Source organism: uncultured Tenacibaculum sp. (assembly GCF_947502995.1).
In the GTDB taxonomy this organism is placed as follows: domain Bacteria; phylum Bacteroidota; class Bacteroidia; order Flavobacteriales; family Flavobacteriaceae; genus Polaribacter.
Map to the genome: position 1 here is coordinate 76,062 of NZ_CANNBW010000001.1, position 16,161 is coordinate 92,222.

At 31.1% G+C, this 16,161-nt stretch carries 13 protein-coding genes; 11 read left to right on the plus strand and 2 right to left on the minus strand.

The features are described from left to right. Nucleotides 1–11 precede the first annotated feature (11 nt). From Q1A46_RS00365 to Q1A46_RS00415, 11 genes are all read left to right on the plus strand, one after another. Complete coding sequence (locus tag Q1A46_RS00365) at nt 12–971, plus strand: hypothetical protein (protein ID WP_299672685.1); 960 nt, start codon at nt 12–14, stop codon at nt 969–971. Nucleotides 972–1,131: 160 nt separating this feature from the next. Then, complete coding sequence (locus Q1A46_RS00370) at nt 1,132–1,650, plus strand: RNA polymerase sigma factor (protein ID WP_299672688.1); 519 nt, start codon at nt 1,132–1,134, stop codon at nt 1,648–1,650. 3 nt (nt 1,651–1,653) lie between these two features. After that, complete coding sequence (locus Q1A46_RS00375; protein ID WP_299672691.1) at nt 1,654–2,577, plus strand: FecR family protein; 924 nt, start codon at nt 1,654–1,656, stop codon at nt 2,575–2,577. Nucleotides 2,578–2,579: 2 nt separating this feature from the next. Beyond that, nucleotides 2,580–5,150, plus strand: a complete 2,571-nt coding sequence (locus tag Q1A46_RS00380) for a TonB-dependent receptor (protein WP_299672694.1) — start codon at nt 2,580–2,582, stop codon at nt 5,148–5,150. Between the two features lie 66 nt (nt 5,151–5,216). Next, nucleotides 5,217–6,002, plus strand: coding sequence for a DUF3108 domain-containing protein (locus Q1A46_RS00385; RefSeq protein WP_299672697.1), 786 nt, complete (start codon nt 5,217–5,219; stop codon nt 6,000–6,002). Between the two features lie 91 nt (nt 6,003–6,093). Further along, entirely contained in the window at nt 6,094–7,407 is a 1,314-nt protein-coding gene (locus tag Q1A46_RS00390) for a peptidoglycan DD-metalloendopeptidase family protein (protein WP_299672699.1), read from the plus strand. A gap of 7 nt (nt 7,408–7,414) precedes the next feature. Further along, on the plus strand, nt 7,415–8,983 hold the full coding sequence (gene pgi / locus Q1A46_RS00395) for a glucose-6-phosphate isomerase (protein ID WP_299672702.1): 1,569 nt from the start codon (nt 7,415–7,417) through the stop codon (nt 8,981–8,983). Nucleotides 8,984–9,107: 124 nt separating this feature from the next. Next, a complete protein-coding gene (locus tag Q1A46_RS00400; protein ID WP_299672705.1) occupies nt 9,108–12,338 on the plus strand; it encodes a TonB-dependent receptor in 3,231 nt (1,076 codons plus the stop codon). A gap of 97 nt (nt 12,339–12,435) precedes the next feature. Beyond that, on the plus strand, nt 12,436–12,849 hold the full coding sequence (locus Q1A46_RS00405; RefSeq protein ID WP_299672708.1) for a hypothetical protein: 414 nt from the start codon (nt 12,436–12,438) through the stop codon (nt 12,847–12,849). A 48-nt stretch (nt 12,850–12,897) separates the two neighbouring features. Continuing rightward, nucleotides 12,898–13,629, plus strand: coding sequence for a 1-acyl-sn-glycerol-3-phosphate acyltransferase (locus Q1A46_RS00410; protein ID WP_299672711.1), 732 nt, complete (start codon nt 12,898–12,900; stop codon nt 13,627–13,629). 13 nt (nt 13,630–13,642) lie between these two features. Beyond that, the gene (locus tag Q1A46_RS00415) at nt 13,643–14,623 is read left to right on the plus strand and encodes an acyl-ACP desaturase (protein WP_299672714.1); all 981 of its coding nucleotides are present in this window, start codon (nt 13,643–13,645) and stop codon (nt 14,621–14,623) included. A gap of 46 nt (nt 14,624–14,669) precedes the next feature. Here Q1A46_RS00415 and Q1A46_RS00420 read toward each other — a convergent pair whose 3' ends face one another. After that, on the minus strand, nt 14,670–15,209 hold the full coding sequence (locus Q1A46_RS00420) for a DUF4377 domain-containing protein (protein ID WP_299672716.1): 540 nt from the start codon (nt 15,207–15,209) through the stop codon (nt 14,670–14,672). An 82-nt stretch (nt 15,210–15,291) separates the two neighbouring features. After that, nucleotides 15,292–16,125 (minus strand): rhomboid family intramembrane serine protease, encoded by an 834-nt coding sequence (locus Q1A46_RS00425; protein WP_299672719.1) that lies wholly within the window; start codon nt 16,123–16,125, stop codon nt 15,292–15,294. Nucleotides 16,126–16,161 lie beyond the last annotated feature (36 nt).

The following is a 16,161-nucleotide window of genomic DNA, read 5'->3' on the forward strand; positions in this document are numbered from 1 at the left end:
AAACATTTACAATGAAACAATTTCGTACACTTTTTTTAGGAATTAGTTTAGCAGTCTTTTTTGGTTGCGCCGATACAAGTTTTGAAGGTCTTCCTGATGAACAAGGCGAAGAAAATCAAGAAGGTCAAGACAATCAAACAGAAGGAAGAACAATTTTCGCAATAGACTTTGAAAATGATGCTGCAGGTTTTGTAGTGAATCAATTCGGAGATCATGTAGAAGGAAGTCCTGTAATTCATATTAATGAAGAACAAGAGAGTAAATGCGGAACATTATTTATTGGTAAATCAGAAGATTTTACTGAGTGGAATGGTTACGATTTTCAAGGGAACGACACACAATTCATGGGCTTAGATATGGGAGCTTGTGGTGGTTTTTTTGAAGCGGTAGTAGAAACTGAGTTCGTTTTAGAGGAAAGTCTATCAGTCGAAAGAGCTAAGTTAGAATTTAAGTATTATATGCCTGGTAATTTCACAGGTTGGGGAGATCCATATCTTTTTAATGTCATTATTGAAAGAGAAGAAACAGATAATAATGGATCTCAAGGTTCAGATTATGGAAACTTTGCTAATGCTTTTATAAAGTTTGAAGTAGAAGAAAATCAAGATGGTTGGGTGAATTTTTCAAGAGTGCTACCTGTAGACGTGCCAGCAGGTAAATACAAGTTGATTGTTGAGATTATCGGTTCTTCAGCTGCTATAGATGATATCAAATTAACTGATTTAAGTGATAGTCAAGATGGCGACCAAGGTGGAAGCGATAATGATAACGGAGGTCAAGATGGCGACCAAGGCGGAAGCGATAATGACAACGGAGGCCAAGAGGGCGACCAAGGCGGAAGCGATAATGACAATGGAGGCCAAGATGGCGATCAAGGCGGAAACGATAATGATAATGGAGGTCAAGATGGTGACCAAGATGGAAACGATAATGACAATGATAACGATAATGGGAATCAGGGAGATAATTAAAAGTTGAACTTAGGATTTTTAAAAATTAATTATATGTAAGTTGATTCTTAAAGTAAAAGCAGAGCGATTTGGTTCTTTTCTTTCTCATAAAGCTCTGCTTTTCAATATTGAACGTTAAAAAATATTACTCATTGAACTAAAAGGAGTTATTTTTGCAGTAATGGAAGTAGGAGATAAATCATTGTGTGATTCGAAAGTGTTCGAACAAGTATACAAAACTAATGCAACTGCATTACGTAATTTTGTGTATTATAAGTGTGGGGATATAGATGTAGCTGAGGATATTATTCAAGATTGTTTTATGACAATCTGGAAAAAATGTTCTACGATAGTATTTAAATCTGTAAAATCGTTATTGTTTACCATGGCTTCTAATGCTTTTTTAAATATGGTAAAACACAAAAAAATAGTTTTAGAACATCAAAAACTAAATAAAAACATTAACGATAGAACTAACGAGAATCCTGAGTTTTTATTAGAGGAACAAGAGTTTTTAAAAAAACTAGAATCTGCAATTGCAGATTTACCAGATAATGAAAGAGAAGTATTTCTTTTAAATAGGATAGATAAAAAGAAATACAGAGAGATAGCAGACTTACTTAATATTTCTATTAAGACAGTTGAGAAGAGAATGAGTAAAGCATTGAAGCAGTTGAGAAATCAAATAGAAGGTATTTAAGAAATGGAAAATCAAGAATTTGAAATATTATTAAATAAGTTTATAGAAGGAAACATTTCTTCCGAAGAACTTAATGTTTTAGAGAATTCGTCAGAATTTTCTACTTATAAAAAAATATTAGAAAGTTCATCGGAATTTTCTACTCCTTATGTAGATAATGATAAGTCATTTAATGCCTTCATGGAGAAAACCAAGTTTAATGAGAAAGAGCAAAAACCTGTGCGAAAATTAAATAGATATTATTTAGTTAGCGGTGTTGCAGCTTCATTAATATTTTTATTTGGTTTATTTCAAATATTCAATACCAACGAAACATACGCTACAGATTTCGGTGAGCAATTAGCTGTTTTATTACCAGATAGTTCAGAGGTAGTTTTAAATTCAGATTCTTTTTTAGAATTCAATAAAAAAGATTGGAAAAAAAATAGAAAGTTAAATCTTAAAGGAGAAGCATATTTCAAGGTTAAAAAAGGAAGCAAATTCGAAGTAGTAACTTCTGAAGGATCAGTAGCTGTATTAGGAACTCAATTTAATGTAAATCAACATAAAAACTTTTTAGAGGTACATTGTTTTGAAGGAAAAGTACGTGTAGTTAGAAATAAAGAAAAGTTTATTTTAACTCAAGGAGATGCAGTTCGTCAGATAGGAAATGCAGCATTTGAAAGCTGGAATTTTTCTGAAGTTTCACCAACTTGGAAAAACTTTGAAAGTAGTTTTAAAAACACACCATTACGATTTGTAGTGCAAAGTTTAATTAAAACTTATGGAGCTACTGTAATTTCAGATAATGTCGATTTAGACAAACGTTTCTCTGGAAGTTTTCCAACAAATGATCTAGAAATTGCATTAAAAACAATTACTACTTCTATGAATTTAACTTACGATTTAGAAGAAGGTAAAAAAGTAACACTTCGATCTAAAGAGTAGAAATGATAAGAGTACGATTATCCCTAATTTTTATCGTGTTTTATACTTTTCTTTTTGCTCAAAAAGAGAAGCAAGTACCCTTGTTAAAGGTGTTAAACTCGATTGAAAAAACGTATAATATAAAGTTTTCTTTTTCTGAAGACATTATCGAAAACAAATCAATAAATGTTGATAATGAAGATAGTTTATTAACTGTTTTAATTCAGCAAATAGAGAAGAAAACAGGATTAAAAATTAAAAAGATTAACGATCGTTATTACACAATAGTTTCTAATACAGATAACATCAAAATTTCGGGTTATATTTTCGATGAAAATTCAAAAATTCCATTACTAGACGCTGCAGTTTTTACAAAAGAGAAAGGTGTAGGAACAGATGAAAAAGGCTATTTTGAGTTAAAAGGCTTACATGAAAAAGACACTGTTACTTTTTCTTTTGTTGGTTATGAAAATATACAAAAGACAGTAGCTGAATTGAAAAAAGAAAATAGCATAACAGTGTATTTAAAAGAATCGTCTCAAACACTTAACGAGATTATAATTTCTAGCTATTTAACTACGGGAATTGCTAAAAATACAGATGGTTCAATTTTGTTGACACCAAGGAAACAGGGAGTTTTACCAGGTTTAACAGAAGCAGATGTTTTATTAAGTACACAGCAATTACCAGGTATTCAAAGTCCTATTGAAAGTGCTTCAGGAATTCATATTAGAGGAGGAACACCAGACCAGAATTTAATTCTTTTTGATGGAATAAAATTATATAATACTTCTCATTTCTTTGGGTCTATTTCTGCTTTCAACCCTTATGTTGTTGATAATGTGAAAGTATATAAAAATGCTTCAAATGTTAAATACGGAAATCATGTTTCTGGTGTTATCGATATCGAAACTATGTCAGATATACCCAAAAAGATAAGTGCAGGAGCAGGATTCAATTTTACAAATGCAGATGTAAATACTACGATTCCTCTAGGAGAAAAATTAGGAGTACAATTTTCTTTTAGAAGATCTATTTCTGATTTGTTAGATACACCGACATTTGATAAACTTTCTCAAAAAGTATTTCAAAATACTGCTATTGCTGACGGAGAAACGCAAGCTGAAGAACAGCCTTTTATAGAAGATGAAAATAATTTTAGTTTCATTGATTTTAATACAAAAGTAATTTATCAACCCAACGACAAGAATAAAATATCATTACAACAAATTAGAATTAAAAATGATTTGGAGTATGAGTTGAATAATGAAGTTGATAATCAATCTCGATTCGATTTTATTGATATTCAAAATGAGGGTTATGGAATAACTTGGAACAGAGGTTGGAGTGAAAACCTATCTCAAGAAACAAATATAAACTATACAAATTACAAACTTTTTTATAACGGAAATAAAAAAAGAGATGGAACAATCTATGATTATACTATTAAAAATAACGAAGTAAAGGAAGTTACTTTTAGTTCTATTTTTAATCAGAAGTTAAATGATATAAGTGCATTGAATTTTGGATATCAGTTTACACAAAGTGATATTTCGTTTAGTTTAGATCAAGAGAATTTAGATTTATTTAAAAAAGCAAATGAAAGTGATAAAAAAGCAAATAATCAACAGACAATATTAGTTGAATATGTATTAAGTAAATCAAAAAAATATAATTTTAATGTAGGCTTACGTACTAGTTATATGCCTTTGTTAAAAAAGACTTTTTTAGAGCCTAGGATATATGGTAGAGTTCAAGTACTTCCTTCTTTTTGGTTAAATACATCAGCAGAAATCAAACAACAATATACGAGTAAAATTATAGAGTTTTTTACTTCAGATTTTGGTTTAGAAAACGAATTGTGGGCAATTTCTAATGGTAAAAATGTTCCTATTTTAAAAAGTCAACAAGTAACTTTTGGATTCTTATTCGACAAAGGAGGTTGGTTAATAGATACTGAAGCTTATTATAAGAATATAGAAGGATTAACTTCTTTATCCACTGGTCTTGACAATAGTTCTTCCGAAACTATTTTCAATGGAAAAGCAGCTGTTTTAGGGATAGATATACTATTGAAGAAAAAATGGACTTCAAATATTAGCTCTTGGGTAAGTTATACATTTGGTGAAAACACAATGGATTTCACTGGGTTTAATGATGGAAAATCTTTTAAAGGAAATTTTAATATTTCAAATGCATTGTATGTAGCACAACAATTAAAGTTTGGTAATTTCGATTTTTCATTAGGATGGACTTTCAGAACAGGTTTACCATTTAGTGATGTTGTAGATGGTGGATTTGATATTGAACAAGAACAGTTGTCACAGAAAATTGAAAATAGAAATCAAAAACAGTTGCCAAATTTTCATCGTTTAGATGCATCTGCAACCTATGATTTTTATTGGAGTAAAAAAAGAAAAGTGAAATCAAAAATAGGACTCTCATTTATCAATATTTATAATAGAAAGAATATTTTGAGGCGAACTTATGAGGAGGCAGTAGATCCTCTAAACCCTTCTCGTAGTATAATAAATACTGTAGATACCTTTTCTTTAGGTTTTACTCCAAACGTAGTTTTTAGAGTTCAGTTTTAGTTATAAAATTGCTAATAAATTTTTTTGGAACAATAATTGTCATTCTTTTTTTATAAGTTTGAAAGTATGAGAAAGACGATATTTTTTTTAGCTCTTCTATTGATAGTTAGTAAAGTTTTTTCACAAGAAACTATAGCTACTACTCCAGCCTTTAAGGGAGGAGAATGGTTACAATATAGAATGAGTTATAGTGGTTTTTTAAAGGCTGGTACAGCAACATTATCTTTACAAGAAACTCAGCTAGAGGGAAAAAAAGTACTTCACGCAACAGGAGAAGGAACAACTTCAACAGTTGTAGGTTGGTTTTTTAAAGTAGAAGATAAATACGAAAGTTATTTTACTACTCCAGAAGTGAAGCCTTATTTATTTAAAAGAAAAATAAATGAAGGAGGTTATAAAAAAGACAAACAAATTACTTTTGATCATAATAAGAACACTGCACGTGTTCAAGATTTTCTTAAGAAAAAAGATAGCGTTTTTTCAGTAAAAGGTCCACAAGACATGATCTCAACTTTTTACTTTTTAAGAAGTCATGATACAAAAAATCTTAAAGCAGGTGATGAAATAGATGTTTCTATGTTTTTTGATGAAAAAGCTTACCCTTTTAAATTACATTGTTTAGGATTTGAAACTATAAAAACTAAATTTGGTAAGCTAAGAACGCAGAAATTCAGGCCTTTAGTTCAAGCCGGAAGAGTTTTTAAAGCAGAAGAAAGTGTTACAATCTGGATTACTGCAGACGACAATAAAATTCCAATTAAAATGAAGGCTTCTTTGGCTGTTGGTTCACTTAGAGCAGAATTAGAGGCTTATAAAGGTTTAGCGAATCCGTTTGAGGTTGTTTACGACTAAATCGTTTTAGTTGTTTACATTGTGTTAAAGTAACCTTAGCGAAAGCAATTATTTGTACATTTGTTTCTTTAGAGGAGCAAAAAACAAAGAGGTGAAGGTTAGTTACTATTCGTGTATTTTTTTATTCATTATTATTTTATCAGTTTCTTGTAAGCAAGAAAAAGTAGAAGAAACACCTGAAGAGGTTATAGAAGTTAAAGAGCCTGAACCAGTTATTGAATATGGTTTTAATATCGATAACTATACAGTAATTAATGACACGATTAAAAGTGGTGAAAGCTTTGGAATTATCTTAGATCGTCATCATGTTTTTTATCCAAAAATTAATGCGATTTCAACTAAAATCAAAGATACTTTCGATGTTAGAAAAGTAAGAGCCGGAAAACCTTATACTATTCTAGCGTCAAAAGATACAACTCAAACAGCTCAAGTTTTTATTTATAAACATAATAGAATAGAATCTACTGTAATCAATTTTAAAGATTCTATTATAGAAGCATACACCTACAAAGAACCCGTAAAAATTATTGAAAGAGAAGTTTCTGGAAAAATTATAGATAATTTTTCTCAAGCCTTAGATACATTAGGTTACGGAGCTACTTTAGCAAATGAAGTAGCTGATATTTATTCTTGGACTGTAGATTTTTATAGACTTCAAAAAGATGATACATTCAAATTAATTTTTGAACAGAAATTTATTAACGATACTGTTCCTGTTGGATATGGAAAAATTAAAGCAGCAGTATTTAATCATAAAGGAACCGATTTATATGCCTATCGTTATGTAGCCGATTCTATTAAGGGAGATGTAGATTATTATGATGATGAAGCAGGATTGTTAAGGAGACAGTTTTTAAAATCACCAATAAAATTTCAATATCGAATTTCTTCAAGATATAATTTAAGAAGACGTATAGCTTTATACGGAAATAAAGTTAGACCTCACCGAGGTACAGATTTTGCTGCCGCTTATGGAACTCCAATTATGACTACGGCAAGTGGAACTGTAGTAGAATCTGCACGAAGAGGAGGAAACGGAAATTATGTAAAAGTAAAGCATAATAGTACTTATTCTACTCAATACTTACATATGAAAAGACGTAAAGTTCGTGTTGGTGAATATGTAAAACAAGGAGATGTTATTGGTTGGGTTGGAATGACCGGAAATACAAGTGGACCACACGTATGCTACCGATTCTGGAAGAATGGAAAACAAGTAGATCCTTTCAGACAAAAACTTCCTACAGCTAAACCAATGGTAGATAGCCTTAAACCAAAATATTTCGAGTTTATAAGCCCGTTAAAAGAACAACTAAATAAAATTCCTTTACCTGTTATTGAAGATGTTTTAGAAACAGAAGAATTAGAAAAAACAGAAGAGGATAAAACCATCGCTAAAAATTAATCAATCCATGGCTCTGAAAAACTATAATCCAACTCAAACTGAAACTTGGAAAAAATTAACAGATCATTTTGAAGCATCTAAAAACTTAAACTTAAAAGAATTGTTTAGGACAGATGAGAGTAGAAAAGAAAATTTCTCTGTTACAGTTGATGATTTAGAAGTTGATTTTTCAAAAAATAGAATCACTAGAGAAACTTTAGATTTATTAGTTGAATTAGCTAATGAGGTAGAGTTAAAAGATGCAATTGAGAAATATTTTACAGGAGAAACGATAAATGTTACTGAAGGTAGAGCTGTATTACATACGGCACTAAGAAGTACTTCTGAAGAGCCAGTTTTAGTCGACGGAAAAGATATCAAACCAAAAGTTCAAACCGCACTAAGAAAAATTAGAGCTTTTAGTAATAAAGTAATTTCTGGAAAGTGGAAAGGGTATTCTGGAAAGTCTATTACCGATGTTGTAAATATTGGTATCGGAGGTTCAGATTTAGGTCCAGATATGATTGTTGAAGGACTAAAGTTTTATAAGAATAAATTAAATACACATTTTGTTTCTAATGTAGATGGAGATCACGTTTCAGAGGTATTAAAGAATTTAAATCCTGAAACAACACTTTTTGTAATTGTATCAAAAACATTTACAACTCAAGAAACAATTAGTAATGCCAATACAATTAAAAATTGGTTTTTAAAATCAGGATCAATTTTCGATGTAGCAAAACATTTTGTTGCGGTTTCTACAAACTTAGACGCAGTTTATGATTTTGGTATTGATAAAAATAATGTTTTCCCAATGTGGAATTGGGTTGGAGGAAGATTCTCTTTATGGTCTGCAGTAGGCTTATCAATAAGCTTAGCTGTCGGATTCGATAATTTTAGGGAATTATTAAACGGAGCAGAAGAAATGGATATCCATTTCAGAACTACCGATTTTGATGAAAACATACCTGTGATTTTAGCTTTATTAAGCGTTTGGTATAACAATTTCTATGGAGCAGAAACAGAAGCAATTCTACCATACACACAATACTTATCAAAACTTCCAGATTATCTTCAGCAAGCTGTTATGGAAAGTAACGGAAAAGGAGTTGATAGAGACGGAAATGAAATAACTTATCAAACAGGAACAATTGTTTGGGGGAGTACAGGTACAAACATGCAACATGCATTTATGCAGTTAGTTCATCAAGGTACAAAGTTAATACCAACAGATTTTATAGGATTTAAAGAATCGTTACACGGTTTAGAAGATCATCACAATAAATTAATGGCAAACTACAATGCCCAAATGGAAGCACTTGCTTTTGGTAAAACAAAAGAAGAGGTTCATTTAGAATTAAAAGCTTCTGGAGAAATGGAAAAAATTAATTCTTTATTACCTTATAAAGTATTTTCTGGGAACAGACCGAGCAACGGAATCTTATTTGATAAATTAACACCTAAATCTTTAGGAAAGTTAGTTTCATTATATGAACACAAGATTTTTGTACAGGGAATTGTTTGGAACATATACTCTTACGACCAATTTGGTGTCGAATTAGGGAAAGAATTAGCTAAAAAACTCCTAAAAAATTAGTCCTAAAAATTAAAACTAACGGAATATTCTTAAAGGATCGTTAAAAAAGTTAACATTTATTTAATATTGGAAATATTAAAAAGAGTGAATTTTGCTTCGTTTTAATTACATTATATAAAGGACAATGAAAAATTTCAAAAATTTACTACTAGTATCTTTACTGTTTGTTGTAACAACAGTTTTAGGTCAAGGGGTAACTTCGTCTTCTGCTTCAGGTAAGATTACCGATAACACAGGAGAACCGTTACCAGGTGCAAATGTACTTTTAGTACATACACCTTCAGGAACTAAGTATGGTGCTTCTACAGATCTTGATGGATTCTTTAGAATTTCTAACATGAGAACAGGTGGACCATATAAGTTAACTATTTCTTTTGTTGGTTTCCAAACAATAGAGAATAGTGGGATTTACTTAACATTAGGTCAATCTAAAAAATTCAACTTATCTCTTAGAGAAGATTCAAACCAACTTGAAGAAGTTGTAATTAACGCTCAAAGAGATGGATTAATTGATGGTAATAAAACAGGTTCTGAAACTACTATCGGAAAAAGAGAAATCGCTACGTTAGCATCTGCTTCACGTTCTGTTGCAGATTTCGTAAGATTAACTCCTCAAACTCAGATTAGTGAAGGAGATGATGGATTCTCAATTTCTATTAGTGGACAAAATAACAGATATAACTCTATCTATATTGATGGAGCTGTAAATAACGATGTATTCGGTTTAGCTGGTTCAGGAACAAATGGAGGACAAACAGGAGTAAGTCCTTTCTCTATTGATGCAATTGAGCAGTTTCAAGTAAACATCGCTCCATTCGATGTAAGACAATCTGGTTTTACAGGAGGTGCGATTAACGCAATTACAAGATCAGGAACTAACAAATTCGAAGGATCTGCTTATTTCTTCACAAGAAACGAAGATTTAGCAGGTAAAACTCCAGTAGATTTAGTTGGTTCTAATGGTAGACAAAAATTAGGTGAGTTTACTGCTAATACTTATGGTGTAAGAATCGGAGGTCCAGTAATAGAAGATAAATTATTCTTCTTCGTAAACTATGAAAGACAAGATGATGAATTACCACAACCATTCGCAATTGAAAACTATGACGGTGATTCTAATGCAGCTGATATCACAAGATTAAGAGATCACGTATTAAATACTTACGGATATGATATCGGAAGTTTCGAAAATGCATTAAGAACTCTACAGAGTGATAAGATTACTGCTAAAATCGACTGGAATATCAACGATAGAAACAAGCTTTTATTAAAACACACTTATGTAAGTGCAGAAAATTTAGAAACTAGAAGTTCTGGTTCTAGAAGTTTAGGTTTTTCTAATGGTTCTGAGTTTTTCATCAGTAACACAAACTCTTCTTCTTTAGAGTGGAATTACCAAGGAGATAAAATAGCAAACAGTTTATTAGTTGGTTATACAAGAGTAAGAGATGATAGATCTCCATTTGGAAACCCATTCCCAACTGTAGTAATTGGAGATGGTATTAATACTTTTGGTTTTGACGGTATCCAGTTTGGAGCTGAGCGTTTTTCTACAGCGAACTTATTAAATACTGATGTATTAACAGTAACAAACAACTTTAACATTTACTACGGTAAACACACTGTTACTTTAGGTACTCACAACGAATTTACAGATGTAAAGAACTTATTCTTTGCTTCTAACTACGGAACATACGTATACGAGTCTGTTGATGATTTCATCAACAATACAAACTTAGTTGACTACGAAAGAAACTACTCATTAATTTCTAATAGTGTTGGTGATAATTCTACTGGTGCTGCTGAATTTGGAACTAAGCAATTTGGTTTCTATGTTCAAGATGAAGTTGATTTCACAGATAACTTAAAAATTACTGCAGGTTTACGTTTCGATATTCCAGTATGGGAAGACGGTGCTGTAAACAACGATTTTAATACAAGAACTGTTGCTTTATTACAAGCTGCAGGTAAAGATTTACAAGGAGCAAGAGTTGGTCAAGGAGTTAATTCTAGATTATACATTTCTCCAAGATTAGGATTTAACTGGGATGTAGATGGAAAAGCTACTACTCAAATTCGTGGAGGTATGGGTATCTTCGTATCTAGATTACCATTAGTATGGCCAGGAGGTACATATAACAACAATGGTGTTACTCAAGGAAACTTCGAGGATGCAACAGGTTTAACATTCAACCCAGATATCAATACACAACCAATCGGTGTTGCTCCAGGTTCAGGATTCACAGGAGGAAATGTAGATTTATTTACTCCAGATTTCCAATTACCACAAGTAGTAAAATATAACATTGCTGTTGATAGAAAGTTACCAGCTGGTTTCTCTGTATCTGCTGACTTTGTTTACAACGATAATTTATCTGCAATTTTCTACGAAAACTTAAACATTCCTGATGCAGTAGGAACGTTAGTAGGAGCTGATAACAGACCTTTCTATAACAGAAGAGGTTCTATCGATAATACTTATGGAAGAATTATTTTAGCTTCTAACACAGATGTTGGTAGCTCTTGGAATACATCTTTCACAGCTAGAAATACATTCAAGAGTTCTTTAATTGATGTTTATTCTTCTGCTACTTATTCTTATGGTTCTTCTACTAGTATCTTTGACGGTACTTCATCTCAGAACAGTTCTCAATGGAGAGGTATTGTTACTGTAAATGGTAAAAATGGTAACCCTCAATTAGGTAGATCTGGTTTCGATCAAGGAAGTAGAATTTTTGCTAACGTAAGTGCAGATTTCAAATGGAACGAAAACTTAAAGACTACTATCGGTTTATTCTATAATGGTCAAGAAGGAAGACCTTTCTCTTATGTATACGGAGGACGTGATTTATTAAATGACGATTCAAGAGATAACGCATTAATTTATGTACCAGCTAGTGCTTCTGAAATTAACTTAGTTGATTTTGTAGATAATGGTACTACTGTAACTGCTGCTGAGCAGTGGGATGCTTTAAACGCTTATATAGAAAATGATGATTACTTAAGAACTAGAAGAGGTACTTACGCTGAAAGAAACGGAGATAGAGCTAGATTCTCTCACGTAGTAGATTTAAAATTCTTACAAGATTTCACAGTTAATGCATTTGGACAAAAGCATACATTACAATTAAGTGCAGATATCTTTAACTTCACAAACTTATTAAATAAGAACTGGGGTAAAACATATTTTGCTAGTGATGTTAGTTTAATCGAAGTTGAAGGTGGTGGTGGAACTGCTAACCCAGAATTCACTTTCGATCCAAATAGAACTATTACTATCGATCAAATTGATGATAGAGGAATCCAATCTTCTAGATGGCAAGCACAAATCGGTCTTAGATATATCTTTAACTAAGATATTCACCATATTTTTTAAAACCACCTCAAATGAGGTGGTTTTTTTATGCATAAAATTCAGTACTTTTACACTATAAATAAACTAACTAATTATGATGAAAACAGTTCACTCTTATTGGGCTTACATTGCATTAGCAGTATTAATTTTTGCTGTTGTAAATGCTGTAATAGGATTAGTACAGAAAAAAGAATTTACGCATAAAGATTTCCGCTTAGGATTGTTCACTTTAATTACTGCTCACATTCAATTATTAATAGGTTTAGGATGGTATTTTATGTCTCCTTGGTATAAATCAATGAAAGCAAACGGTGTAGACGCTACAAATCGTTTATTAGCCATTGAGCACCCAATAATGATGATTTTAGCAATTACTTTAATCACAATAGGTTGGTCTAAGCATAAAAAACAAGTTAAAAGCGAATCTAAATTTAAAACCTTTACCATTTTTTACGGAATAGCCTTGCTATTTGTTTTGTCAAGAATTCCATGGTCTAACTGGTTATCTTAAAATTGAAAACTTAATTCCCGCATCTAGCGGGAATCTTATTTTAATAAAATGAAGCTCATAAGTTATTTTTTATCCTCAATTTTTGCACTAGTATTTTTTTTACTACTTATAATTTTTCATCCAATCCAATGGTTAGGATTAAAATTAGGTGGACAAAATGGTCATCAGAAAATAGTAAATATTATGAACTGGTTTTTAGTAAAATCATTACTAATTTTAGGTGTGCCAGTACGTGTAGAAAACAAGTATAAAATCCCAGAAAATCAAACGATTATTTTCGTGTCGAATCATCAAAGTATGTTCGATATTCCTCCAATCATTTGGTATTTCAGAAAACACTGTCCAAAATTCGTTTCAAAAAAAGAATTAGGAAAAGGTATTCCTAGTATTTCTTTCAATTTAAAGCATGGAGGTGCAGCTTTAATAGATAGAAAAGATAGAAAGCAAGCAATTACAGAAATGATTGAATTTGCTAAAAGAATACATAAAAATAACTGGTCAGCAGCTATTTTCCCTGAAGGAACAAGAAGTAGAAACGGAAAACCAAAAAGTTTTGCTTCTAATGGACTTAAAATGCTTGTAAAATACAATCCTGATAGTTATGTAGTGCCTTTAACTATAAATAATTCATGGAAAGTATTTAAGTATGGAAAATTTCCTTTAGGAATTGGAAGTCCGATAAAAATTACAACACACGAACCAATAAAGATAGACAGTTTACCGTTTGATGACTTATTAGCTAAAGTAGAAGCTGATGTTACAGGTGCTGTTGTAGCTTAAAACAACTAGATTAATGTCGATAAAAAATATAAGAAAAGAAGTGATGAAAACCTTGGAAAGTAAAATCCATGGTTTTGTAGATGATTTTTTAATTCCCGTTGAAAAAATCTGGCAACCAACAGATTTTTTGCCGAATTCACAAAGTGATAATTTCATAGAAGAGGTCAAAGAGATTAGAGAAATCTCTAAAGAGTTAGATGATGATTTTTGGGTGGTTTTAGTAGGAGATACTATTACTGAAGAAGCTTTACCTACTTACGAATCTTGGTTAATGGATTTAGATGGAGTAACTCAAGATCCAGATAATGGTTGGGCTAAATGGGTGAGAGCTTGGACTGCAGAAGAAAATCGTCACGGAGATGTTTTAAATAAATACTTATACCTTTCTGGAAGAGTTAATATGCGTGAAGTAGAAATTTCTACTCAGCATTTAATTGCAGATGGTTTCGATATTGGTACTTCTACAGATCCATATAAGAATTTCGTATATACAAGTTTTCAAGAATTAGCAACTTATGTGTCACACAATAATGTAGCTAAAATTGCTCGTAAGAAAGGTCATAAATTATTGGCTAGAATGTCTAAGATTATTGCGGGTGACGAAATGAGACATCATAAAGCTTATACAGCATTTGTAAAAGAGATTTTTGCCATAGATCCTAGTGAAATGATGTTAGCTTTTGAAAAAATGATGAGACATAAAATTGTGATGCCAGCAATGCACTTACGCGAATCTTTTAATGAAAAAGGAACTCTTTTTGATGATTTTTCAACTGTAGCACAACGTATAGGAGTTTACACAGGTTTCGATTATGTAGATATTCTTAGAAAATTAAATGCAACTTGGGAGATTGATAAAATTACAGGCTTAACTGCAGAAGCTGAGAAGGCAAGAGATTATTTAATGAAGTTGCCAGACAGAATGTACCGTATTACAGAAAGAATTGTAATTCCGGAAACAGATTTTAAATTTAAATGGATGATACCAGCATAAATGAAAAAGCAACCAATTTGGTTGCTTTTTTTATTGTTAAAATGGATTAATTTAAACTAATCAATTGTAAATTATTTTCATCGATATGTTTAAAAGTTCCAGATACATTATTTTCAGTTTGTAGTTTGTTTTCTAATTCCTGACATAAATTTTCACAGTTAATTGTAATTGCATCTAGAATTAAAAAGTTAGAAGAAGAAGTATTTACAAAATTATCTCCCTCAAGTTTTAATGTTAATTCAAAAGAAACATCTTCACTTACTTTCTCTTTAGAAAGTATTTTTTGTAATGAATATTTAAAAGAACTAGCGTCTTGAGGAGGATTTCGAATTGTTTCTTTTTTTACAGACAATGCATAAATAAAACCTGGTTCATAAGTGAATCCTTCAATAGAGGAATAGAAATTATGCCAAGTATCAGTATTTAAAATAGCTCCTTCTTGAATTAAAAGTGTAAACTGAGGAGATAAACCTACAGCGGTGTTTTTGTAATGATTTACGCGAATATCAACAATTTCACTTTGATTTTCTTCTTCACAAGAAATCAATATTCCAATAAAAGTTAATAAGAGAATTAGTTTTTTCATTTCAAAATCTTTTTAATTTATACTAGTTAGATAAAGAATACTCGATTTGGTTGCTTTAGAATATAACTTAATTTTAAATTAATTATTTCGAAAGCTCATCTAATCTTTCTTTTTCCCTTTGTGTAAGATTCTGATAACCTTTTTGATTTATTTTATCTAGAATAGAATCGATTTCTTCTTGTTTTGCAACCTTTATCTCATTGAATTTATCATCTATAGTAACGTTTTTAGGTGCGCTTTTAAACGGATCATTCAATAAAAGAATATGGGGTTTAATAATAAGTAAAAACAAGAATATAGAAGTTGGAATTAATGCTAGCGCGATAGTTAAAAAATTAGTATTAATAACTTCTGGTTTAATAGCAATAACGGTTAATAAACCTATGATTGCACCACCTAAATGAGCTTCGTGCCCAACATTATCTTTTTTACTTGTAATTCCGTAAATAGAATATAAAACGTATCCTATAGCATATAACCAAGCAGGAAATTCAAAAGGAAGAATGATAAAACCGATTTCCATACCAGGAGATAGTCCAATAGCAGCAAAAACGATTCCACTAACAGCTCCAGAAGCACCAACAGCTCTATAATCGGAATGATTTTTATGAATGTATAAAGCAAACAGATTTCCACCGATTAAACTGATGAGATAAATTAGGAAGAAAAGAAATGCACCAATAGAGTCCTCTAAATTAGATCCGAAAAGATATAAGGTAATCATATTAAAGGCAAAGTGTTTCCAATCTACATGAAGAAAACCTGATGAGATTAGTCGGATATATTCTTTGTTGTTGAATACTTTATTAATATGAAATAAGAATTTGTCTTGAAAAGTAAATTCCTTTAAACCTTTGTTAGTAATAAAAGCTGTTACACCGATAAGAAGTAAAGTGAACAGTTGTACCTTTTCCATATAAATATTGAATGTTTTTTTTAGCTCGTTAGTAAA

Bases quoted from the DNA above. Each gene is read 5' to 3' on its own strand.
- Q1A46_RS00385 (WP_299672697.1), top strand. From the start codon at position 5,217: ATGAGAAAGACGATATTTTTTTTAGCTCTTCTATTGATAGTTAGTAAA.
- Q1A46_RS00380 (WP_299672694.1), top strand. From the start codon at position 2,580: ATGATAAGAGTACGATTATCCCTAATTTTTATCGTGTTTTATACTTTT.
- Q1A46_RS00400 (WP_299672705.1), top strand. From the start codon at position 9,108: ATGAAAAATTTCAAAAATTTACTACTAGTATCTTTACTGTTTGTTGTA.
- Q1A46_RS00370 (WP_299672688.1), top strand. From the start codon at position 1,132: ATGGAAGTAGGAGATAAATCATTGTGTGATTCGAAAGTGTTCGAACAA.
- pgi (WP_299672702.1), top strand. From the start codon at position 7,415: ATGGCTCTGAAAAACTATAATCCAACTCAAACTGAAACTTGGAAAAAA.
- Q1A46_RS00375 (WP_299672691.1), top strand. From the start codon at position 1,654: ATGGAAAATCAAGAATTTGAAATATTATTAAATAAGTTTATAGAAGGA.
- Q1A46_RS00415 (WP_299672714.1), top strand. From the start codon at position 13,643: ATGTCGATAAAAAATATAAGAAAAGAAGTGATGAAAACCTTGGAAAGT.
- Q1A46_RS00425 (WP_299672719.1), bottom strand. From the start codon at position 16,125: ATGGAAAAGGTACAACTGTTCACTTTACTTCTTATCGGTGTAACAGCT.
- Q1A46_RS00410 (WP_299672711.1), top strand. From the start codon at position 12,898: ATGAAGCTCATAAGTTATTTTTTATCCTCAATTTTTGCACTAGTATTT.
- Q1A46_RS00365 (WP_299672685.1), top strand. From the start codon at position 12: ATGAAACAATTTCGTACACTTTTTTTAGGAATTAGTTTAGCAGTCTTT.
- Q1A46_RS00420 (WP_299672716.1), bottom strand. From the start codon at position 15,209: ATGAAAAAACTAATTCTCTTATTAACTTTTATTGGAATATTGATTTCT.
- Q1A46_RS00405 (WP_299672708.1), top strand. From the start codon at position 12,436: ATGAAAACAGTTCACTCTTATTGGGCTTACATTGCATTAGCAGTATTA.